Source organism: Nostoc sp. 'Peltigera membranacea cyanobiont' 232, assembly GCF_002245985.1.
GTDB lineage: Bacteria > Cyanobacteriota > Cyanobacteriia > Cyanobacteriales > Nostocaceae > Nostoc.
Window position 1 is genome coordinate 31,391 of the sequence record NZ_NOLK01000046.1, and the last position, 23,845, is coordinate 55,235.

The window sequence follows — 23,845 nt, forward strand, 5'->3', positions numbered from 1 at the left end:
TTTCTTACTATTTTTATGTTGTCATTATGAATATAGACAACAGGTAATAAGTAATAAAAAGGCGTAGTTCTATAAAGCTTTTGTTGTCAAATCTCAAAAAAATAAACTGGAAAGCAGCTTGTTCATAAACAAGCTGCTGCTAGTAGCCTCTTAACTATAGATTTGAGCTTAATTATGAATAAACTCCTGACTATTGCTATTCCTACATTCAATCGGGCCCAGCTTCTAGATAAACAACTTACTTGGTTGGCTCAAGCTATCAAAGGCTTTGAAAATGAATGTGAAATTTTAGTATCTGATAATTGTTCAACAGATAATACTCAAGAGGTGATCCAAAAATGGCAAACCATACTTAGCAATATTACATTTAACTCAAATAAAAACCCTAAAAATTTAGGCGTAGTTAAAAATATTATGTATTGCCTTAATTATACTAAAACAAAATATGTTTGGACAATTGGTGATGACGATCCAATTCAAGATAGAGCCATTGCTTATGTAATTAATAAACTCAGAAAATATGAAAATTTATCATTATTGTTTCTTAATTTTTCTGGTCGCAACCAAATTACTGGTGAGCCAGTTCATCCACCAAAAATTGTTGGTAATCGCTGGTTTGATATAGATAGTGAAGATGGCGATGGTGATGGTAAAGCTATATTTGAACATTGTTTTTCAAAAAGTGTCGGTGCAGTCATTTTTCTAACTGCTACAGTCTATCGCACTGACTTAGTAAAACGCGCTCTCCAAAATTGGCAAGATGCTGAGAATAACTGGATATCTTTGGCATATTTAGCCGGATATTGTGCTGCTAACGGCAGGGTAATTGTCACTAAAGAGACTTATTTAGAATGTGTTGTTGGTGTGAGTTATTGGCAGAAAGAACCAAAATCAGCACTGTTAATGCAATACAAACATATCCCCGAAGTAATTTTGAAATTAGAGCAGAGTGGATATTCTAAGCAGTTTTGTAGGCGGATGCTTTTGCAAAACGGCAAAGAAGTGAATTTGAAAGTTTTCTTGGGTGCTTTAAGAAGATGGCCGATGTCCGCCATCAAAACAGTAATTCCATTTTTGGCTTTAGTCAGCTTATGTGCTTTTGATGTGATGGTTTCTAAAGAGTTTGGGTTAGCAGAAACGAGTGAAATCTCTACTCAAGAAGTGCGTAACTATAAACCATAAGCTACGAAACTACTAAAAAATATATATCAATAAGAGAAGGATTTACGCCATGTTTAACGCTATTAAACACAAAATAGCTACACTTTTGTCTGACTTTCAATATTACATCGCTCGTTGGAAGCATAGCAGAAATTTGCCAGCATTGGAAGGGAGCGATCGCAACATCCTTAATACTCTCAAAAAAGATGGCGTTTGCGTCACAACACTGGCAGATTTAGGGTTAAACTCTAGCCCTGAACTGCTCAAAGCTGCCTACCATCAATTGTCTCAGATGGAAAATCCCAACAACGACCATCTAGATGAAAGGTTGCCACAAATTTACACAGTTACAGGTTTACCAGAATTTTATGCCTGGGGAGTAGAGAAAAGACTACTCAACATCATCGAAAATTATATCGGTCTTCCTATTGCTTTTCATGGTGTACATTTACGCAAAGATTTCAAGAGCAAATATCAGTTTGGAACGCTACTATGGCATAGTGATGCAGAAGACCGTCGCATTATCAAAATCTTCATTTACTTGAATGATGTAGAAGAAAAAACAGGGCCTTTTGAATATATTCCTCGCTCTTTAACTTCCTTATTTAGTTGGAATTATTTTCGGCTTTACTACAAACTTTGGAAGTCAGGCTATATGGGTATCGACGATGAACAAGTAAAACCAGTCATCCCCAAATCAGCTTGGAAATCCTGCCCAGGCCCAGCAGGTACTGTCATTATTGTAGATACGAAAAACGCTCTGCATCACGGCACAGTCCGCACAGAAGACCGGTCAGCATTATTCTTTTGTTACACCGCCAATCCCCCCGAACGGCCAGACCTCTGCACCCAATACTGGGATGATACTTATCACAGAGTAGAGTTACGTTCTGCATCTGATGCAGTTAAAGTTTCGACTTAAATTAATTTAATTAACCGCAGAGGCACAGAGAACACACAGGAAGAGAAGGAGCGTTGCTTCAAATTTGTAGGTTTATTACTGACATAACATATAGGAATCCGGTTTGATTTCTGAAAATATACGTAGGGTGTGTTAGCGACAGCGTAACGCACCAAACCCTTGATAATGGTGCGTTACGAACTCCGTTCTAACACACCCTACAATACCTAATTCCGTTCAAAAATCAAATAGTAATCCTATATCTCTCAAACTCTCATATCTCTGTGCCGCGCCAGTTACTACAAGTCGGGAAACCGCAAGGGCGCACTGGCAACTCTATTGCCTCTGTGGTTCGTTTATTTTCTTTACTCAACATTCATCTCAAAGGAATCACATGATTTTCACCACAACCGCACTAAAAGACGCATTCATTATTGACTTGGAAGAAAAGCCAGACCACCGTGGTTTTTTTGCTCGGTCTTTCTGCGCTCAAGAATTTGAAGCCCACGGATTAAAGCCAACAGTTGCCCAATGTAACTTGTCTTTTAACTACAAAAAAGGCACGATTCGGGGAATGCACTATCAAGTTCTCCCAGCAGCAGAAACGAAATTAATTCGTTGTACTAAAGGCGCAATCTATGACGTAATTATTGATATGCGTCCTGAATCTCCCAGCTTTTTATCACACATTGGTGTAGAACTTACCCCAGAAAACCGCCGCGCTTTGTATGTTCCAGAAATGTTTGCTCACGGTTATCAAGCACTTACAGATGAGACTGAAGTTGTATATCAAGTAGGTGAATTTTACACGCCAGGGTATGAAAGAGGTTTACGCTATGACGACCCGTTTTTTAACATTGATTGGCCTTTAGATGTGACTGAAATCTCTGAGAAAGATTTAAGTTGGCCTTTGTTAAGAATGATGACTGTTGGCGGTACTTCTAGATAGATATGGGGGTTAAATAGTTCGTAAAATTATTTTTTAACGAACCGCATTCGCGCAGCGTCTCGTTAGAGAAGGACGCAAAGAGCGCGAAGTAAAGAAATAAATTAGGATTGATGTATACGTAACTATCAATTACTAATTCAAAGTTGAGTTATTAACTTAATGGGATTAGGTAGAAATAAATGTCAAATATTCTATCTCGCGTGGGAAATACTATCTCTTTTGTCTCCCAAAAAGTCCAAGCTCGGATTAATTATGCGAAAACATTACAGGTTGTTTCTCTAAAGCCAAAACAACCTTCTAAGGGGAATGTACTTCTTTCTTATCGAATTGAGCCATTCCTCTTAAAACCTGGTCAGCCAATGCCTAATGACCATACTTGGTACTGGGAAGTTTGGCAAATAGCCCAAACTTTTTTGGACTTGGGCTACAACGTTGATGTTATCCAGTTCCACAATGATAAATTCGTTCCGCAAAAGGATTACGCATTTTTCATTGATATCCGTCATCGGATGGAAGCGTTGGCACCAAAACTCAATAAAGATTGCATTAAAATTTTCCACGTTGACATTGCAAATATGGTGTTTCGCAATGCAGCAGAATGCAATAGGCTTCTAGAAGTACAACAGCGCAAAGGTATAACCTTAAAACCACAGCGATTTGAGGTTCCTAACTTGGGAATTGAATATGCTGATTGTGCAATTGTGTTGGGTAACGATTTCACAACCGATACATTCAAGTATGCCAACAAACCGATGTATCGGATTCCAATTTCTTCGCCTGTCGTTTATCCCTATCCTGACAAGAAAGATTTTGAAGCAATAAGAAAACGTTTTCTGTGGTTTGGTGGCAGTGCTTTAGTCCTTAAAGGATTAGATTTAGTTTTAGATGCCTTTGCCCAAATGCCGGAATACCATTTAACAATTTGTGGCCCGGTAAGTAATGACAAAGAATTTGAACGAGCTTTCTATAAGGAACTGTATGAAACGCCTAATATTCATACTTATGGGTGGATTGATGTTAGTAGTCCTGACTTTATAGAGGTGACAAATAACTGTTTAGGACTGGTTTATCCTTCCGTTTCTGAAGGACAGTCAGGAGCAGTAATCAGTTGCTTACAAGCTGGGTTAATTCCTATTTTAAGCTACGAATCTGGTGTAGATGTTCACGATTTTGGTGTGATTTTTGATAACCTTTCCCTTGAAGAAATTAAGGCGAAAATTATAAGTATTTCCCATCTGCCTGTTGAAGATTTAAAACTAATGTCTCGTCAGGCTTGGGAATATGCAAGAGCAAATCATACTAAAGAAAAGTTTGCTCAAGTCTACAGAAATGTTGTAGAGCAAATTATCGAAAATCACAGCCAGAAAAAACATACTGGTTCTATGGCATCTAGCAAACAAACAGTTAGTAGCCATCACTAATCTTAATTCCGATGAAAATGTACTTAATCTTTAGCTGTAACCAATTATTAAGTGCAAGTTTATAGAGAATTTGTATCACAACCAACAGTTCCAAAAAGGAGTTTAGTTCATGATTATTATCGATCGCGCCTTACAAGCCCGTGCAGCAGCAGAAAATCCTATCAAGGTGGGAATGATCGGTGCTGGTTTTATGGGTCGAGGAATTGCCAACCAAATTGTCAATTCAGTGCCAGGAATGGAGTTAGTTGCTATCTCCAATCGCCAGATTGATGCAGCTAAACAAGCTTATTCGGAAGCAGGAATTGAAGAAATTCAAGTTGTTGCAACTGTCAGCGAATTAGAAGATGCGATCGCAAACGGTAAGTATGCAGTCACAGAAGACGCTAAGTTACTGTGTCGGGCTGAGGGCATTGAGGCCATAATCGAAGTCACAGGTGCAGTGGAATTTGGCGCTCACATCGTTATGGAAGCGATCGCCCATTGCAAACATGTGATTATGATGAATGCCGAACTCGACGGCACCATTGGCCCCATCCTCAAAGTCTATGCTGACAAAGCAGGTGTCATTCTCAGCGCCTGTGATGGCGATCAGCCAGGGGTGCAAATGAACCTCTACCGCTTTGTAAAAAGCATTGGTCTAACTCCCTTATTGTGCGGTAACATTAAAGGACTCCAAGACCCCTATCGCAATCCCACCACCCAGGAAGGATTTGCAAAACGTTGGGGTCAAAAGCCCCACATGGTGGCTAGCTTCGCTGACGGAACCAAAATTTCCTTTGAGCAAGCGATCGTTGCCAATGCCACAGGGATGAAAGTCGCCAAGCGGGGAATGTTGGGATATGACTTCAACGGTTATGTCGAGGAAATGACCCATTTATATGATGTTGAACAACTCAAAGAACTGGGCGGCATTGTCGATTATGTAGTTGGAGCAAAACCAGGCCCAGGCGTATATGTATTTGCCACTCACGACGACCCCAAGCAACGCCATTATCTCAACTTATACAAATTAGGCGAAGGCCCACTTTACAGCTTCTATACTCCTTATCACCTCTGTCATTTTGAAGTTCCCTTGTCCGTAGCGCGTGCTGTCCTCTTCGGTGATGCCGTGATGTCTCCACTAGCAGGCCCGTTAGTAGATGTTGTCACCACTGCCAAAATTGACCTGAAAGCTGGAGAAACCCTAGATGGCATCGGTTACTACATGACCTACGGACAATGTGAAAATTCCCCCATCGTCCAACAGCAAAATCTCCTACCAATTGGTTTAGCCGAAGGATGTCGCCTGAAACGGGATATTTCTAAGGATCAAGTCCTCACTTATGAGGATGTAGAATTACCTGAAGGCAGACTTTGCGACCAACTAAGAACTGAGCAAAACAATTATTTCGCCCCAGAAAAAATCTTGGTAGCAGTTGGGTAATAGCAACAAATAAATCGGCTGTAGGGGCGTACAGCTGTACGCCCCTAATACGTTTCCGATCAGATCCCCCCGCATACGGCGACCCCCTTAAAAAGTGGGTAAAGAGGAGAAAAAGCCCCCCTTTTTAAGGGGGGTTGGGGGGATCTCCGAAGCTCCTAATAACATATTTGTTGCCAGAATTTCGTCAAGAGGATAGGAAGCTATACTGCGGGACACTAAAGTTGTTGATATTAACTTACTGGGGAGCGTTGAACCAAACCCGATCGAAACTTTAGGTCAAATTGATGAAAATTGCTCTAGTCCACGATTATTTAACCCAGCGAGGTGGGGCAGAGCGTGTATTTGAACTGCTTTGTAAACGCTATCCCGAAGCAGACATTTTCACATCTCTGTACGATCGCCAAAAAACTATCGATCTAGGCGATCGCATAGTCAATACAACCTTCTTGCAAAAGATTCCTGGTGCAGCAAAGTATTTTAGGGCAATGGCTCCTCTATATTTTCCTGCATTTCGTGCCTTGGATCTGCAAGACTACGATCTAATTATTAGCAGTAGCACCAGCTTTGCCAAAGCAGTCCGAAAAAATCCCCATGCCCGCCACATTTGCTTTTGCCATAACGTCACCCGTTTTTTATGGGATACAGCAACCTATTTAAGAGAGTACGGAGACTATAGATATTTTGCACCTTTAATCGAACAAGTATTTCAATTAATGAGAAAGGTAGACCTGAAATATGCCCAGGAACCTGACCTTTACATTGCTAATTCTAGTGTTGTTGCCCGCCGGATTGAAAATATTTATGGCAAAAAGGCAATGATGGTTAACTATCCAATTGATACTAGTAAATTTGTTTTTTCCGATATAAAAGATGAATATTATCTGGCTTCAGCCCGGATGATTAGCTATAAACGCCTTGATATAATAGTCGAAGCTTTTAACTGGCTAGGATGGCACTTATTAATATCAGGTGACGGGCCAGAACTAGAACGGTTAAAATCTAAAGCATTAAAAAATATTGTGTTCTTGGGACACGTAAGTGATATAACCCGCAAAGACTTGTTTTCCAAAGCCAAGTCTATTATTGTCGCAGCCTTAGAAGATTACGGGTTAGTTCCAGTAGAAGCTAATGCTAGCGGCACACCAGTTATCGCTTATGGAGCAGGTGGAGTATTAGATACTCAAATACCAGGTGAAACAGGAGTCTTTTTCAAAAGACAAACACCCGAATCTTTACAAGTTGCATTACTAGAAGCCAATAGCATTTCTTGGGATTACGATCGCATCCGTAATCATGCAGTAGCAAACTTTTCAGAAAATGCCTTCTTTGGGAAGGTTGAGCAAATTATTAACCAGGCTTGTGGTGGGCATCAATTATTCATTTGATTTCTGAATCTCTTCCTACTATAAGATTACCTATTTATTTTTCTCTCTCCTCTTTGGCGTACTTCTCTAACGATGCGCTGTCCAAAGGTAGTTCGTAAAAAGAATAGGTATTCTTCGGGATATCTCTTAGCGTAAGTCTTGAAGACAAGGATAATAAAAGTGGTTCAAACTAGTCTAAATCCTCAGATAACTCCAGCTTCTGAAAGTGAGCCAGGTTACGGACAGTTATTTGCCGTATTTGTACGAAGATTCCCTTGGTTTTTAGCAGTATTAATTAGTTCTATTGCTATTGCAGGTATAGTAACTTTAAAGACCAAACCTACTTATAAAAGTTCAATGCAACTGCTAGTAGAACCTAACTATCAAGGCAAGACAGAAGGTGCTGGGTTAGACAACCAGTTTACCGACTCTAATGTTGTGATAGATACTGCAACCCAGCTTAACTTGATGCAGAGTTCGGGACTCATTCAAAAAGCAGTTGATAAACTTCAATCTAGTTATCCAGATATAAGTGCAAGTGAAATCAAAGCTTCTTTGGTCTTAACTCAATTAAGGAGCAAAGAAGATAATGTCGCTACTAAAATATTTCAAGTTGAATACACGGCTGGAGATCCAGAAAAGACACAAAAAGTTCTGGGTGCAATTCGACAAGTTTATGTCGAATATAACAAAGAACAACAGAATTCGCGTTTACAAAAAGGTCTGCAAATTATTAGGGAACAGTTAAGTAAAGCCAGTGAAGAAGTGAACGCGGCTGAGACAAATTTACAGAGGTTTCGTAGAAATCAGAACTTAATCGATCCAGAGTCACAGGCCAAGGCAATTGAAACAGCTTTGAACAATATTTCCCAAGAACGACAGACAACTCGCGCTCAATATGGGGAAGCTTTAGCACGCCAAAAATCTCTGGAAGAACAACTTAACCGTTCTCCCCAAAATGCTTTAGTTGCTTCTCGTCTGAGTCAGTCTACTCGCTATCAAGGCTTACTGAACGAAATTCAAAAAACAGAACTGGCACTAGCACAAGAACGTTTACGCTTTACAGATCAGACTCCGAGTGTGCAAAAGCTCAAAGAACAGCTTCAGAGTCAGAAGGAATTATTGCAACAAGAAGTAGGAAGAACTTTAGGCGAAAAATCTGCTGGTGGATTCACTTCTGGAGACTCTCTTCTCGAAAAAGGACAACTTGGCCAAATCGATCTTAGCCTTGCTGGTCAGTTAGTAGAAACGCAGACAACTATAGTTGCTTTAACTGCTCGCGATCAAACTTTGGCTCAGAAAGAAAACGATTTGCGTTTGGAAATCAAACGCTTTCCGCCTCTGTTGGCTTATTACAATCGGATGCTACCGCAGTTACAATTTAGTCGTGAAAGGTTAGAGCAACTTTTAAGAGCAGAACAGCAATTACGGCAAGAACTTTCCAAGGGTGGTTTTAATTGGGAAGTTGTGGAAGAACCTCAAAAAGGTGGCCAATTAGGCCCCAATCTTCAGCAGAATTTGCTGTTAGGTGGAGTGGTTGGATTTATGTTAGGAGGCATTGCTGCCTTTATTCGAGAATCGGCTGATGATGCAGTTCACACCACTGCTGAATTAGAGAAGCAAATGGCCATGCCGTTGTTGGGAACAACTCCTAAATTACCGCCAGCCAAACCCAAAGAATCAATGATCAAGTTGCCTTTTGGTAAGCCAGAAGTTCTCGCTCCCTGGACAATTCAGGTATTACAATCTCCACCACGTTGGGAATCGCTGGATCTGATTTACAAAAATATTGAACTTTTAAATACTGTTGCTAATTTAAAATCTTTGATGATTACCTCAGCTTTAGCCGATGAGGGGAAATCAGCTTTGGCGCTTGGTCTGGCGATGAGTGCTGCCCGTTTACACAAAAGGGTGTTACTGATTGATGCCAATTTACGCGATCCCAGCTTGCACCACCAACTGAATCTTCCTAATGAACAGGGGCTTTCAACTCTATTAGCGAGTGATGCAACTCTACCAAACCAGATTAGTCTTCAATATTCAGGTTCTTCCTACATCGATATTTTGACTGCTGGCCCCAAACCTGCTGACCCAGCTAATCTTTTAAGTTCCCCTCGGATGATGCAATTGATGGCAGCTTTTGAGGAAAACTATGATTTGGTACTCATAGATGCTCCCCCAGTTCTTGGCTTGGTGGATGCCATGCTTACCGCTTCATCTTGTCGTAGTGTGGTCATGGTGGCAAGCATTGGTATTGTGACACGAAGCCAGCTAACTCAGGCTACAGCCATGCTAAGTAAGTTAAATCTGATTGGGGTTGTGGCTAACGGGGTATCAAACTCTAGCAGTAATTACGTACCTTATGTAAAACAACAGCAATTGGCCCTGCGTCAAGCTGTAGAAAAGTAGCTAGTACTTAGTTTCAAGAGTTTGTAGTAAGGACTTTAGTCCTTGATTTGAGCGCTAAAGCGCTCACTACAAACCAAGCAAGGTAGCACAGCTGTGCTACCTTGCTTTTTTATGAACAAAATTTAATTTTATTGCAATCGGGAAAATTTTAGTATGTTTATACTATCTTTATGGGTTTTCAGAGAAATCACTGGCTCTTTAAAGAGTAAATAAAGAATTTAGTTGAGCGATCGCTGTTTCTAGATAGTCTTATATTCTAGAGATGAAAGCACATTCATAAAGGCTAGAAGACAAGAGCAGACTGGGTTTTTTATATCTATCGATACAATAAACACCTCAGTGCAATTAAACGTAGATATAGATTTATGGGTAATTTACCTCTACATATTTCTACTTTCAGTAGTTACCGGAAAATACCGATTGTCCATGAATATTGATAGTAACGTTGATTTGTACACCTCTACACCACCGGAATTCTGGACGATATGTGCTTGGCTGAGTGGCAAATAGCAATAACATATTTTTGCCCTCAATTATCTCCAACTTTTTGGACTTACAACAAGATTCGGATTTGGGTCTTTGGCATTGATAGCCTTTGATAACGCCTCACTAATTCACTCCTGTATAAACCCAAAGACATTATGACAGCTTCAATAATTCCAACTCTAGAGAATTTATATGATGTAACCCAGGAACACCAAGATCGTCGTGGGTACTGCACACTCCAATGGCGGCGGGGTCAGCTGTTGGTAAAGCAGCCTGGACGAGTGAAACAACCCTATCTGCCTTCATTAGATAGTAAGCGATCGCTAGTAGAATGCTTACAACATTCTCCTGTAACTTTGGTAAGCATAGATCCAAAGCTGGGTGAGGCTTTGCTGAGGTTTTGGGCAGATGCGTGCAAAGAAGCAGATAAACCAATATTCCTCAGCATACCTACCGGCAATAAACTGCCTAACCAACCCTGGAGACAATTGCAGCGACTAATTGATTGGATTGCTGCTTTCGTCTTGCTGCTATTAGTAAGTCCAGTGATGTTGGGATTGATTGTGTTGATGCAGGTTGACTCGACAGGATCGCTTTTTTGCCGTGAATGGCGTGTTGGAGAACGGGGTAAACTCTTTCAAGTAATAAAGTTTTGCTCACACAACATCACACCACTAGGGCGTTGGATGGGTAAATACAATCTCGACAATCTGCCGCAGTTATTTAACGTGCTGCGGGGTGACATGAGTTTGACGGGATCTCGTGGTTGGACTTTAGAAGATGCAGTACAGCTAAATAAACTACCAGAAATGAAAGCTTCATGGGAAGTAGAGGCACAGTCTCACCTCTTACATCTAGATAGCCAAACCCTGTAACTTATCTGTGCGGTATTTCATCTACCGCACTGAAGCTAACCCAAAAATTACTTACGTAGCGTCTATAGCGGTCTATCTACCTTGCCAAACTATTATTATAAAATCCATGAATTCTCAACTTCTTCAAAAACTGCGTAGTCTGTTCAAAGCTTCCAGCTTTTGGCAAGACAACTATTTGCTATTGCGAGAATTTAAACACTTTCGCAAAATAGTAATTTTAGCTCTAGCATTCTCAATTTTAGCAGCAACCTTTGAAGGTGTGAGTATTGGTTTTTTACTCTCCTTCTTGCAAAGCTTAACTAGTCCAAACGCTCAACCTGTCCAAACAGGAGTAGAATGGTTCGATACTTTAGTCTTGGGATCTAAGACATCGGCAATTAATCGTTTATACCGCATATCTTCACTGATATTATTGAGTACTTGGTTGCGTGTTGCCTTCAATTATTTTGGACAAGTTTATACTGAATTATCCCAACTGCATTTTGGCGATCGCTTACGCAAACAAATTTTTGAACAGTTACAATCCTTATCGTTAAGCTATTTTGCCAAAACTCGTTCTGGTGAACTAATTAACACAATCACTACAGAAATCGAAAGAATCCGACAGGGTTTTAGCGGCGCAGCTTTTTTAGTAACTAGGGGAATAACAACTTTTGTCTACTTAATATCAATGTTCTTGATATCATGGCAACTGACTGTAATTTCCGCATTACTATTTACACTTTTAGGTGTAGGGTTATCTAATCTGAATGCCAGAGTCAGAGAATCAAGTTTTGGCATGACAGCTGCTAATGCTAACTTTACATCAACAGCCATAGAATTTATCAATGGCATTCGCACTGTTCATTCTTGTGGTACTCAAGAATTTGAGCGCCAGCGTTACTACAAAGCTAGCGACAAAGTAGTAAGTACTACAACTAAAGTTGTATTCACTTGGACACTTGTCAAACCAATTGCCGAAGGGGTAGCTACTACGGTGTTAGTCGGAATGATTATTTTGGCATTCACTAGCCTGGTTAGTAATGGGACGTTACAAGTTGCTTCTTTGCTAACCTTTTTCTTTGTGCTATTTCGCTTCATTCCGTTTGTTCAAGATATTAATGGCACGAGAGCATTTCTCAGTACTCTACATGGCTCGGCAGACAATATTAAAAATCTGTTGAAAAGTGATGATAAAAATTATTTTCAGAATGGAAAGCTTCAATTTAAGGCATTAGAAAGGGCAATAAATTTAGTATCCGTAGATTTCGGCTATGATGACAAAAATCTAGTACTGCATAACATTACCCTAACCATTGAAAAGGGGAAAATGACTGCACTAGTTGGAGCATCTGGTGCTGGTAAAACCACCGTTGCTGATTTAATTCCCAGATTTTACAATGCCACAGAAGGAAATGTTTATATCGATGAAGTTGATATAAAACTGTTTGAAATTAACTCTCTCCGTCGTCAAATAGCTGTTGTTAGTCAAGATACTTTTATCTTCAATACCGATGTTTGGCAAAACATTGCTTATGGGACTCCACAAGCGACTAATGAGCAAATTCAAGAAGCTGCTAAATTAGCAAATGCGCTGGAATTTATTTTAGAAATGCCAGAAGGTTTTAATACCCAATTAGGAGATCGGGGTGTTAGATTATCTGGAGGACAAAGACAGCGAATTGCGATTGCGCGGGCGCTACTACGGAACCCCGAAATTTTAATTTTGGATGAAGCAACTAGCGCCCTAGATTCTGTATCTGAGCGCTTAATTCAAGATTCATTAGAAAAGCTATCTGTGGGTAGAACAGTAATTGCGATCGCTCACCGTCTTTCTACTATTTCTAAAGCAGATAAAGTTGTAGTTCTAGAAGCAGGGCGGATAGTAGAACAGGGCAAATATCAAGAATTACTTGCACGCCAAGGTAAGCTTTGGGAATATCATCAGATGCAATACTATAATTCGTAATTCGTAATGGGCTAACGCCCCGCTACGCTAACGTAATTCGTAATTTGCGAATTACGAGTTTATTATCCTAGTCGATTATTTATAATTTTAATGAGGAAAAATAAATGGTAAATATAGGCTACCACACTGCTAAAATTCAGGGTAGATTTAATCGCTCCCTATATAAAGCAGCCCTTTCTCAGATTGCCAGTATCCCCATCAAGCAAACTCGGCAAGTTCCGGTAAGTATCTATGCTTTATCATGCGAACGCGATCTACCAGAACAAGTAGCAAGTATTCGCTCATTCATTCGTCATATCGGCACTCCAAAGACATTTACTGTAGTTTCTGATGGCAGTTATACTGATTCTAGTTGTAATTTACTTCGCCGTATCCATCCCTGCGTTCAGGTAATACTTTTACAAAACTTCCTGAGAACAGATTTACCTCAATGTGTTCTTGATTATGCCCAACTGCATCCAATGGGCAGAAAATTGTCGGCATTGATGTCGATTCCTGTTAATGGTAATACGATTTATACTGATTCAGATATTTTATTTTTCCCCGGCGGGATTGACTTAATTGATTTGAGTAAGTCGGAGGATAAATACTCTCTTTATCTACCTGATTGTTCTATGTCACTAGATGAGCGAATTATTTATGATGAGTCTGAAAAGTCAAATCCAGTAAATGGTGGGTTTATATTATTTAGGCATGAATTTGACTGGAGTTTTGCTATCGAACGTTTAGCAAATCTTCAAGAGATTCCTACTTATTTTACTGAACAAACGATTGTACATTTGACAATGCACCACAATAATGGTCAGCCTCTATGTACAAAAAAATATGTTCTCAATGTAGAAGATCAGTTCATCTATCCAGATCAATCTGCAAGTAAAAACATTGCTCTCAGGCATTATGTGAGTGATGTTAGACACAAGCTTTGGTTTAATGTTGGCATATAAATTGATTAAGTAAACCTCTATTTATATGGGAGTTCAATGAATAATAACGTAAAGAATGGTGGCTAATGCTTAACTTAATCAGTGATGCCAAGCAAAATGATAAACAATTGCATAAAGGGATTTTTGAAGAAGACCTGATTTATCAATGCTCGAATTTTGATGTAGGTGAGGGCGGAGGTGTTGAAACTTATTTAGCTTCTCTGTTTGAACATCGACCACCTGAAGTTAGCGATCGCGTGATAAAATCCCTCAAGGGTGTTGACCAAAGTCAATTCAAGCTGCTGCACATCCACAGCCCAGATTTACTATTGCAGCTTACTGGTGAGTGTCCCACGGTTTTCAGTGTTCATAATCACTCATTATACTGTCCTAGTGGCACAAAGTATTTAGCAGGGCAGCGCACAATCTGCGATCGCAACTTTTCTTACTTAGGTTGTACCTGGGGTAAATTAGCAGATAAATGCGGTAGCCGTAGACCGTTAAGAACTCTTAAAGAACTTCAAAATACTCATCAGTTATTAGATACCTTAAAAAAGGTAAAAATTACCTTTGTTGCTAATAGCGAATACGTGCGTCAAGAGTTAATTAAAAACGGTGTACCCCCGGAGCAAATTGTAACGCTACACTGTGGTATCTCTGTACCGCAAATAACAACCGCACCCCTAAGTTTAGAAATCCATCAAAACCATAGAATTTTGTTTGCAGGACGGATCGTTTCTGATAAAGGTTTGGAATGGCTGCTTAAAACCTTAATACATACAAATCCACAAATTCAACTTGATATTGCAGGTGAAGGTTGGGAACGACCGCGGTTAGAAAAGTTAGCAAACACACTCGGATTAAGTAATCGGATTACTTGGCATGGTTGGTGCGATGCTGACAAAATAAATCAACTTTATCAACAGTGTTTTGCAGTCATCTTCCCTAGTGTTTGGCCTGAACCTGCCGGTCTTGTAACTCTGGAAGCATACTCTAATTATCGACCTGTAATTGGTAGTGCAGTTGGAGGCATTCCAGAACATTTACGAGATGGAGAAACAGGTATTTTAGTTCCAGGTAATAATATCAAAAAGCTGGCTGATGCTATTCACGATTTGTATGGAGATCATCAAAAAAGCCGACAGATGGGCGAACAAGGCCATGCTTTATTGATGAAGGAATTTACAATGGCGGCTCATGTAAATAATCTGCGAACAATTTATGCAAAAACAATAGCTGACTTTCCTTCGAGAGCGAAAAGTTTATATAGCATTCCTCAAGTGAAATAAGCTTAGTTTGGTCAAAATCTCAAATATAGACCTAACAAGAACAGCCCCTTCCCTACTAGCGTTGGGGAGTAAGATTCAAAGCCTCTCTCCTTTTAAAAGAGAGGAATGGAAGTGAGGTCAGACTGTATTGCATCCACACAAAAAACGCTATAGTGCATCTTTTCTCTATTAAATATAAAGGAAAAAAATATGTCATTATCTCAAGAATGCCAACAGCCTTTAGTCAGCGTTATTATCCCTACCTATAATCGCCCAGATTATCTCAAGCAAGCGATCGCTAGTGCTATTAAACAAACTTATCAAAATATCGAAATTATTGTTTCAGATAATTGCAGTCCAGAAAATCCTCAAGCACTTGTGGCATCTTTTGGTGATTCACGCATCAGATTTTGGCGACATGAGCAAAATGTGGGGATGCTTGCTAATCAGCAACACGCTTTCAAAATGGCGCAAGGTAAATACGTTGCTAGTCTTCATGATGATGATATGTGGAATGAAGACTTTTTAGCAAAGCTTGTACCATCATTAGAAGCAAATTCTGAGTTAATTATCGCTTTTTGTGACCAATATATCATAGATGTGGATAGCATTATTAATAATATTGGAACTGAAGAAAATACACGCGGTTATAAGCGAGATAAACTAGCAAAAGGAATTCATCAACCTTTCTACAAAATTGGATTGGTAGATAAAAGTATACCCACTGCTGCATCTTGTGTTATTCGCAATAATGTTGTCGATTGGGATAGTATTCCTCCAGAAGTTGGCGGGATGTGGGATTTATATTTAACTTACCTCTGTTGTATATCTGGTTATGGAGCTTACTACTATCCAGAAAGATTGACACGATATCGCGCCCATGAGCAAACTGATACCATGCTCAGTGGTAGTCGAGATGTGCAGGCAAAAATCCGCAAAGCTAAAAGCGAAATGTTCTGTTATAAAGTCTTCATGGAAGACCCTCGCTTACAGCAATTTAGGGCATATTTTCAACAGAAATGGTTAGAGGCTAATACAACTTTGGGGATTGGTTTGCTGCGAAGTCAACAGATAGCAGTAGCACGTCCTTATTTTTGGCAGGCGTTGACTAAACAAAAATTTAATGCACGAACTTTAGTAGCACTAAGTCTTAGTTTTACACCGCAATTTTTGGCAAATAAATTAATAGGATTATCTAAATAATAGAGTCAGCATGTTTGAGTTGTAGATTTTTTTTAACGAACCGCAGAGACGCAGAGAAGCCAGCGCGTTGCGGGGGTGGAGGAGTTTGTAGTGACTGGCGCGACACAGAGGTAATAAAAATAATATAGCGGTTATCGATTGGATGAGAACACCAAAGTCCTTGCTGTCAAATCATTTCAGCAAAGTTTTTGTATCTCACTGAACTGCACACCGCTATATTTTACTTCGCGTCTTGGTTTCAGCTTATTTTACCAAGCAAGGCAGTGTATGAAACTTTGTATTGTTACTCATAAAATTAAGAAAGGTGATGGACAGGGACGGGTAAATTACGAAGTCGCTAATGAAGCAATTCGTCGTGGTCATCAACTGACATTGTTAGCGAGTGAAGTCGCACCAGAATTAGAGGAGAATAGCCAAGTTAATTGGGTTAGAATTCCAGTCAAAGACTATCCAACTGAATTTGTACGGAATTTTATATTTGCCAAAAAAAGTTCAGATTGGTTGCGGAAACACCGCTCTGAGATTGATTTAGTTAAAGTCAATGGCGCAATTAATCTGGCTGCGGCTGATGTGAATGCTGTACATTTTGTCCACAGTTCATGGTTGCGATCGCCTGTTCATATTTCTCGCAATCGCCGCGATTTATATGGTTTGTACCAATGGCTATTTACGGCTTTTAATGCCCGTTGGGAAAAACAGGCTTTCCAAAAAACCCAGGTTGTTGTGGCTGTATCTGAAAAAGTAGCGCAGGAATTAGTCAACATTGGTGTGCCGCGTTCTCGCATTCGCGTAATTATCAATGGCGTTGATTTAGAAGAGTTTGCCCCTGGTAAAAGCGACCGCCAAAAGTTAGGTTTACCGGAAAACGTCACCCTAGCATTATTCGCCGGAGACATCCGCACACCCAGAAAGAACTTAGATACAGTACTGCACGCTTTGGTGAAAGTCCCCGATTTACATCTGGTAGTAGTGGGACACACCCAAAATAGCCCTTTCCCAGAACTAGCAGCATCGTTAGGGTTAAATGAACGCGTGCATTTTGTGGGATTTCGCCGTGATATCCCCCAAATTATGCAAGCAGTAGATTTATTTGTTTTTCCTTCCCGATACGAAGCTTGCAGCCTCGTATTGTTAGAAGCACTTTCTTCAGGACTGCCAGTAATTACTGCCACAGCCACTGGGGGCGGAGAGTTGGTGACACCAGAATGTGGCATCGTTTTATCTGACTCAGATGATAGTGATGCTTTGGCTTTGGCGTTGCTGACTTTGGTGAGTAGTCCCGCCCTCATCCAACAGATGGGCAAAGCTGCTCGTTCTGTGGCAGAAAAACATAGCTGGACTACTATGGCACAAACTTATGTGGATCTATTCGAGGAGTTAAGCAAGAATGCGGAACACCGTTCTGATACCGACTTATCGCCGTCCACAAGACCTATCACGCTGCCTTTTAGCGCTACAGGAGCAAATTAAACCCGTCGATCAGGTGATAGTGGTTGTCCGCGATACGGATGCAGAAACTTGGCAATTTCTGGCGCAATTAAACGCGCCCAATCTGCCACTGCATACTGTAAAGGTCACACAACCGGGCGTAGTAGCAGCCCTCAACGCCGGACTAGCAGCAGTGGAGGGCGATATTGTCTCTATTACTGATGATGATGCCGCACCTCATCCAGATTGGTTAGAACGCATCGCCGCTTACTTTACCTCAGATAGTCGCCTTGGCGGTCTGGGTGGACGTGATTGGGTATATCACGGCAGTAAATTAGAAGACGAATCCCGCCCAGTAGTGGGACAGTTGCAGTGGTTTGGGCGAGTCATTGGCAACCATCATCTGGGAGTGGGAGAACCGCGTGAGGTGGATGTTCTCAAGGGCGTAAACATGAGTTTTCGTAAAGAGGCCATCGGACAATTGCGCTTTGACGAACGGATGCGGGGTACTGGAGCGCAGGTACATTTTGAAATGGCATTTACTCTGACATTAAAACGGGCTGGTTGGAAGATAATTTACGATCCTAATGTTGCTGTAGATCATTATCCAGCAAAACGTTTTGATGAAGATCAGCGAAATAACTTTAACGAGATTGCCTTTATTAATTTAGTCCATAATGAAACCTTAGTTTTACTAGAGCATCTGCCATTTATCCGCCGGATTATCTTTTTATTCTGGGCAGTGTTTGTAGGTACGTGCGATAGTTTGGGTTTCGTACAATGGCTGAGATTTTTACCTAGCCAAGGACAGTTGGCAGGGAAAAAATTACTAGCATCTTGGCGGGGGCGTTGGCAAGGATATAAAGAATTCGTAATTCGTAATTCGTAATTCGTAATTAAAAATGAATTCAATTTCTTCTTAATTATAGTGGTCTGTCAAGTTGAAATTGATAGGTAAACAAGTTCTTAGTAAGGACTTCAGTCCTTATTTTCTAAGTACTGAAGTCCTTACTACAAACCTTTGGTAAATCCAAAATCTAAAATTGAATGAATTCTAAGCAGATACTTTTCAATAGTTTTTCACAAGAAAACTATTCTCCTGAAGAGCGATCGCAACAGGGGTGGATGGCGATCGCAGGCTTTATACTACTAACTGTAGTTTGCTATTTTGCTGGTGCTACTGCTGCATTACGTCTAATTTACCCGGTGACGGCTTTAGCAGTAGCCGTGTTTTTATACTTGCGGCATCCCATTCTCTACATCAGCTTTACTTGGTGGATTTGGTTTCTCACGCCCTTAGCTACCCGCTTAGTTGACTATAAGGTAGGTTGGGATGCTACCCGCCAGATGCTCATAGCACCCTATTTGGTGGTGTTTGTAACTATCGCAACATTTCTGCGACATTTTCCCCGCGCCTCTCGTCAAGGGGGTTTGCCGTTTGTTATGGCTTTTATTGGAGTCTTTTATGGCTTTCTCATCGGTCTGATTTATAACCCACCAATCCCTGTAGCACGCGGTTTAATGGATTGGCTCAGTCCAATCATTTTCGCTTTTCACTTATTTATAAATTGGCGAGATTATCCTAGTTATCGCCAGAATATTCAGCGAACATTTCTTTGGTGTGTGTTAATTTTAGGAACTTATGGCATATATCAATTCGTAGTAGCTCCGGAGTGGGATAGGTATTGGCTCATCCAATCCAAACTATTCATGAGTTCAGGAAACCCTGTACCTTTCGGGATGCGTGTCTGGAGTACATTGCACTCAGTCGGCCCCTTTGGTTCCGTCATGCAAGCTGGATTGTTGTTGTTATTTACCAGCTCGGGAAGTTTAATTTTTCCTGCTTCAGCTGTTGGTTACTTGTCTTTCTTATTGACACAAGCGCGGACTAATTGGGGGGGCTGGTTATTTGGAATAATTATAATTATGGGTTCAGTCAAGGCCCGGATTCAAATGCGCTTAATCACCATAATTGTGGTGATGGCAATTTGTGTTGTACCGTTGACAACCATCCAGCCAATTGCTGGGGTTGTATCAGCCCGTTTGGAAACTTTTTCTAATCTCCAAGAAGATACCAGTTTTAAAGATCGATCGGGAAGTTATGACAAAAATCTTGGTCTAGCCCTTTCTAATGGTTTAGGTAACGGCTTAGGAAATATCTGGAAAGTCAACGAAAAAACTGGTCAAATTGAAGTAGTAGTGATTGATAGTGGTATTTTAGATATGTTTTTCACCCTTGGTTGGTTTGGAGCCATCTTTTATATGGGTGGATTAATCTTGTTAATTATTAGTGTTAGCAGTTATGGTGAAGGTCGTTTTGATAGTTTTATCAGTGCTGCCCGCGCCATTGGTATCAGTTCTGCTACACAGCTAGTTATTGGTAGTGGGATGTTGAGTGTAGCAGGGATGATTCTTTGGGGATTTTTAGCTATGGCTATGGCAGGACATAAATACTATAGCAATCCCAATAATTCATAAATATGAATTGAGCTAAAAAAACAAAATTTTACAACTTAAATAGGAATCATATAAATTATGAAAGCAATTATTGTAATGCCACTAGCCGAACAACGAGGCGGCGGTGAAATGATGCTTTGGGATTTGGTACAGCAAGGACGTAATGCTGGCGTTGAGTGGCTGGTGATATTTTTAGAATACGGCCCGATGGTCGAACAAGTAAGGTCTCTCGGTATTGATGTGCGAGTTGTGGAAAGTGGACGTTTACGCCAAATTCACCGTTTTATTGGCGCTGTTTTTCGGATAGCTGCGATCGCCCGCCGCGAACGTGCAGATATAATTGTCAATTGGATGTGGATTACGCATATATCTGGAGGTTTGGCGGCCATGCTGGCAGGGTTGCCTGCTGTGTGGTATCAACTAGAAGTACCTAGCGATAAAACTTGGTTGGTAAGACTCGCTACTTTAATCCCAGCCCGCGCAATTATCACTCTTTCCCAAGATGGCAAGCAAGCACAAGCAGAGATTTGGCCCCATAGGGCAACACCCTTGGTTTATCCTGGTGTTGCACTAGACCGATTTGAGCCTAATGCTTTACCAACTCCTGAAGAAGCACGCCGAAAACTCGGTTTACCTTTACACGGCCCGTTGATTGGAATTGTGGGACGATTGCAACGATGGAAGGGAATGCACGTATTGGTGCAAGCAATGCCCAAAATTTTAGAGAAGTATCCTGATGCTCATTGTCTGGTAGTTGGCGGTAAGCACGATTTTGAACCCGACTATGAAGACTTTTTAAAAGCCGAAATTGCCGCCTTGGGCTTGAAAGAGCAAGTAATTATGGCTGGACTACAGCGTAATATCCCGCAGTGGGTGCAGGCGATGGATGTATTCGTTCATGCCTCGGATAAGGAACCCTTTGGAATTGTGATTATTGAGGCGATGGCGTTGGGTAAGCCTGTGATTGCTGGCGATGCAGGTGGCCCGACAGAGATTATTACCGATGGGATGAATGGACTATTAACACCTTACGGCGATGCGGATAAATTAGCGATCGCAATTCTCCGCTATCTTGACGAGCAAGAATTTGCCCAGAGTGCGGGAGTAGCTGCACGACAACGCGCCTTAGATTTCTCGACGCAGAATTATGCTCAAAATTTTATTAGTGCAATTCGTTCTGCAATACCAAGTGTTTCTTAAGTTATCGGATTGCGATCGCTGTTGCTCAACCAAAGCTACAATAATGTGCGATCGCTATTCTCAACAACTTGTCCAGTATCCAGTATCTCGACACAAAAATTATCAAAATTAAAAATAGCTGTTTAATTCAAAGCTGACAGAACCCACATAACCAGAAGGCACAATTCGATTTAGAACAAGGAGTTCTGGAATCATTTCTCTGAGTTTTTGCGTAAGAGACTCAATCGTAGAAGCTTCTGTTACCAATCCTGGGACGTTTTCACTAGTTGCAACCCAAACTTCTGCATCTTTATCCCACAATGCATCAATCTTCAATGTGTTTTGTGTCATTATCAAGCGTTACACAAAAATTTACGAACGGTAATTTAAGTTTAAAACAATTGTAGACTGACTATCAAAACCTCATTCTTTCTTAGAGTAGATACCACCTCCATACACTGCAAACCCACCGTATACAAAAGCTGGCATAATTAGAACGATCCACCATTTTCCTAACAGCCACCATTGATTTACAGGTGTACTCGGATCAATATTGTTAGTGATAAAGAATCCCAAAGCAGTTGCGAAACACGCGATCGCATGAATGTATATTGGGCATCTGAAGCCAGCTTTCCACCACGCCCCCATAGCAGATATCAAGATAAAAACAATGAAAATAAGTTTTATTGTACTCATGTTCAGTCCTTAACAAATTTGACTCCCTCACTCAGGAGTCGATACCCTGCTAATATTCCCATATTAATTTCAGATATAACTCACAACTGAATAATAAAACTATCCCGCAAATGAAAATCAGCCTCCGCGCCTTTATGAGTTAACGCCCAGTAAGTCACCTCACCGCCTCTATCTTTAACAACAGTAGTAATGCCAACTTCAATTGCTTGCTCTACAGAAATGATTTTACCCAAATCGACATCCAACAGAAGTGTTAAACCATCAGCTTCATTTTGAACACTAAACGGTAGCTTTTCAAAAGCTGTTTCCTCTTGCATTCCTTGACGATACCCATCAAGATAATAGGCATTCCAGTGTCCGGCAGGTGAGAGGTTGAATTCCCAATATTGTGCAGAATCCTTGATGCCAATAAAGAACTCAAAGCAGGTTTCTTTCCACAATTCATGCTTGCGTGATGGTGTGTTTGATAGTGGAAAAATTGCAATTTCTTTTAAATCGCCTTCAACCATATAGCGGATGGCAAGTTTATTACCATTTCGGGCAATATTACCTGAAATTTTCAAATTAGGCGGCGATTCATTACAAGGAAAGGGTTGTAGGGAAAATGTCTGCTCGTTCATTTCACATCTTTGATAATGTTACGAATCTGCATTTCTTGAGATTCTATACTTTCGGTAAGTTTAAACTGCACGATCGCTCTTGCTAAGTTATGTTCTGGGTGCTTAACTTTAAAGTAGACATTCCCCGCTAAATAATCCGCAAAAAATCTCAGTCCTAGTTCAAAGGCGATGAGACGGATGGCATCATATATGTATGCATAGTCATTCTCGGTAAGAAACGCTTTTGCTACAGAGAGATAGCCTTGTAAGATTCCCTGACACAAGTCGGTGTCAAAATAAACACTTTTCCAATTCTCGGTTTCTTCACCAGTCGGATTGCAGCCCGATCGCAAACAATCGCCAATATCATAATGTACCAGACCGGGTTTAACGGTGTCCAGGTCTATCACACTGACAGCTTGCTGGGTAGCAATGTCAAACATGACGTTATTGATTTTTGGATCGCCGTGCATCAGACGCAGGGGTAATTTACCCTCAGCTTTGGCATTTTCTAGGATATGTGCAAAGGCTTGGCGATCGCTAACAAATCGCAAGCAATAATTAACTTCCGCAGATTGACGCGCACTAGTTTTCGCCAAAACTTCCTCATAATGCTGGAGGTAAAGCGGTGTAATATGGAATCCTTGAAGGGTATCAGCGAGTTTTTCTGGTGGCAAATCGCTGATTAAATTGTGGAACATCCCCAAGGCATAACCAATTTCTTGCGCTTGTGAGCGATCGCCCATAGTATCAAAGGACTGTGAGCCTTCAATAAAGCTAATCGCCCGCCAAAAGGAGCCGTCTGCATCCTGAAAGTGGTCTTCAGCATCCTTAGTTAGTAGTACGCGCGGTACTTCCCAACGACGATTCAGTGGGGTGTGCTGTAACCGTTTACGAACATGCTCAGTAAAGGTACACATATTTTGCATAATCAGTTTTGGCTGACGAAACACCTGCGTATTGATGCGTTGCAGGACAAAATGTTGTTCTTTTGAGTCATCTAGAGTGACTAAGAAAGTGTCATTAATATTACCACTGCCAAATGCTTTAACGCCTGTAACCTTTCCCTGTTGAGCGAATTGATCTGCGATCGCCACCAGCTTCTCTGCACCCTGTATATTGAATTCTTCTGTCATCTGTTTAACCTGCACTACT

At 40.8% G+C, this 23,845-nt stretch carries 21 protein-coding genes; 17 read left to right on the forward strand and 4 right to left on the reverse strand.

The window, feature by feature from the left end:
- Positions 1 to 174 precede the first annotated feature (174 nt).
- From CDG79_RS17200 to CDG79_RS17275, 17 genes are all read left to right on the forward strand, one after another.
- Positions 175 to 1,182 (forward strand): glycosyltransferase family 2 protein, encoded by a 1,008-nt coding sequence (locus tag CDG79_RS17200; protein WP_094343207.1) that lies wholly within the window; start codon positions 175 to 177, stop codon positions 1,180 to 1,182.
- Between the two features lie 49 nt (positions 1,183 to 1,231).
- A complete protein-coding gene (locus CDG79_RS17205; protein ID WP_094343208.1) occupies positions 1,232 to 2,083 on the forward strand; it encodes a phytanoyl-CoA dioxygenase in 852 nt (283 codons plus the stop codon).
- Positions 2,084 to 2,456: 373 nt separating this feature from the next.
- A complete protein-coding gene (gene rfbC / locus CDG79_RS17210) occupies positions 2,457 to 3,011 on the forward strand; it encodes a dTDP-4-dehydrorhamnose 3,5-epimerase (protein ID WP_094343209.1) in 555 nt (184 codons plus the stop codon).
- A gap of 179 nt (positions 3,012 to 3,190) precedes the next feature.
- Complete coding sequence (locus CDG79_RS17215) at positions 3,191 to 4,432, forward strand: glycosyltransferase (protein WP_094343210.1); 1,242 nt, start codon at positions 3,191 to 3,193, stop codon at positions 4,430 to 4,432.
- A gap of 109 nt (positions 4,433 to 4,541) precedes the next feature.
- On the forward strand, positions 4,542 to 5,855 hold the full coding sequence (locus tag CDG79_RS17220) for an NAD(P)H-dependent oxidoreductase (RefSeq protein ID WP_094343211.1): 1,314 nt from the start codon (positions 4,542 to 4,544) through the stop codon (positions 5,853 to 5,855).
- 284 nt (positions 5,856 to 6,139) lie between these two features.
- Entirely contained in the window at positions 6,140 to 7,240 is a 1,101-nt protein-coding gene (locus CDG79_RS17225; RefSeq protein WP_094343212.1) for a glycosyltransferase, read from the forward strand.
- 159 nt (positions 7,241 to 7,399) lie between these two features.
- Positions 7,400 to 9,628, forward strand: a complete 2,229-nt coding sequence (locus CDG79_RS17230; RefSeq protein WP_094343213.1) for a GumC family protein — start codon at positions 7,400 to 7,402, stop codon at positions 9,626 to 9,628.
- 339 nt (positions 9,629 to 9,967) lie between these two features.
- Complete coding sequence (locus tag CDG79_RS42435) at positions 9,968 to 10,138, forward strand: hypothetical protein (protein ID WP_189525026.1); 171 nt, start codon at positions 9,968 to 9,970, stop codon at positions 10,136 to 10,138.
- A gap of 131 nt (positions 10,139 to 10,269) precedes the next feature.
- Positions 10,270 to 10,989, forward strand: a complete 720-nt coding sequence (gene hepC / locus CDG79_RS17235) for a heterocyst development glycosyltransferase HepC (RefSeq protein ID WP_094343214.1) — start codon at positions 10,270 to 10,272, stop codon at positions 10,987 to 10,989.
- 106 nt (positions 10,990 to 11,095) lie between these two features.
- Positions 11,096 to 12,937: a heterocyst formation ABC transporter subunit HepA gene (hepA, locus tag CDG79_RS17240; RefSeq protein ID WP_094343215.1), complete on the forward strand. Its 1,842-nt coding sequence runs from the start codon at positions 11,096 to 11,098 to the stop codon at positions 12,935 to 12,937.
- A gap of 104 nt (positions 12,938 to 13,041) precedes the next feature.
- Positions 13,042 to 13,881, forward strand: coding sequence for a hypothetical protein (locus CDG79_RS17245; RefSeq protein WP_094343216.1), 840 nt, complete (start codon positions 13,042 to 13,044; stop codon positions 13,879 to 13,881).
- A gap of 65 nt (positions 13,882 to 13,946) precedes the next feature.
- Positions 13,947 to 15,149 carry a glycosyltransferase family 4 protein gene (locus CDG79_RS17250; RefSeq protein ID WP_189525027.1) on the forward strand — a complete coding sequence of 401 codons (1,203 nt, stop codon included), beginning with the start codon at positions 13,947 to 13,949 and terminating at the stop codon, positions 15,147 to 15,149.
- A 189-nt stretch (positions 15,150 to 15,338) separates the two neighbouring features.
- A complete protein-coding gene (locus tag CDG79_RS17255; RefSeq protein ID WP_094343217.1) occupies positions 15,339 to 16,331 on the forward strand; it encodes a glycosyltransferase family 2 protein in 993 nt (330 codons plus the stop codon).
- Between the two features lie 267 nt (positions 16,332 to 16,598).
- Positions 16,599 to 17,801: a glycosyltransferase family 4 protein gene (locus CDG79_RS17260; protein WP_094343218.1), complete on the forward strand. Its 1,203-nt coding sequence runs from the start codon at positions 16,599 to 16,601 to the stop codon at positions 17,799 to 17,801.
- Entirely contained in the window at positions 17,719 to 18,648 is a 930-nt protein-coding gene (locus tag CDG79_RS17265) for a glycosyltransferase family 2 protein (protein WP_094343219.1), read from the forward strand. Before CDG79_RS17260 ends, CDG79_RS17265 begins: the two co-directional genes overlap by 83 nt.
- Before the next feature lie 158 nt (positions 18,649 to 18,806).
- Complete coding sequence (locus CDG79_RS17270; RefSeq protein WP_094343220.1) at positions 18,807 to 20,237, forward strand: glucose-6-phosphate isomerase; 1,431 nt, start codon at positions 18,807 to 18,809, stop codon at positions 20,235 to 20,237.
- A gap of 57 nt (positions 20,238 to 20,294) precedes the next feature.
- Entirely contained in the window at positions 20,295 to 21,416 is a 1,122-nt protein-coding gene (locus tag CDG79_RS17275; RefSeq protein WP_094343221.1) for a glycosyltransferase family 4 protein, read from the forward strand.
- Positions 21,417 to 21,524: 108 nt separating this feature from the next.
- On the opposite strand, the gene CDG79_RS17280 is transcribed toward CDG79_RS17275, so the two are convergent.
- The 4 genes from CDG79_RS17280 to CDG79_RS17295 all read right to left on the reverse strand — a co-directional run bounded on the left by CDG79_RS17280 (position 21,525) and on the right by CDG79_RS17295 (position 23,826).
- Positions 21,525 to 21,746, reverse strand: coding sequence for a DUF1902 domain-containing protein (locus tag CDG79_RS17280; protein ID WP_094343222.1), 222 nt, complete (start codon positions 21,744 to 21,746; stop codon positions 21,525 to 21,527).
- Between the two features lie 72 nt (positions 21,747 to 21,818).
- Positions 21,819 to 22,091 carry a hypothetical protein gene (locus CDG79_RS17285; RefSeq protein ID WP_094343223.1) on the reverse strand — a complete coding sequence of 91 codons (273 nt, stop codon included), beginning with the start codon at positions 22,089 to 22,091 and terminating at the stop codon, positions 21,819 to 21,821.
- Positions 22,092 to 22,171: 80 nt separating this feature from the next.
- Entirely contained in the window at positions 22,172 to 22,711 is a 540-nt protein-coding gene (locus CDG79_RS17290; RefSeq protein WP_094343224.1) for a DOMON-like domain-containing protein, read from the reverse strand.
- Positions 22,708 to 23,826 carry a phosphotransferase enzyme family protein gene (locus CDG79_RS17295; protein ID WP_094343225.1) on the reverse strand — a complete coding sequence of 373 codons (1,119 nt, stop codon included), beginning with the start codon at positions 23,824 to 23,826 and terminating at the stop codon, positions 22,708 to 22,710. Before CDG79_RS17295 ends, CDG79_RS17290 begins: the two co-directional genes overlap by 4 nt.
- Between the last annotated feature and the right edge of the window lie 19 nt (positions 23,827 to 23,845).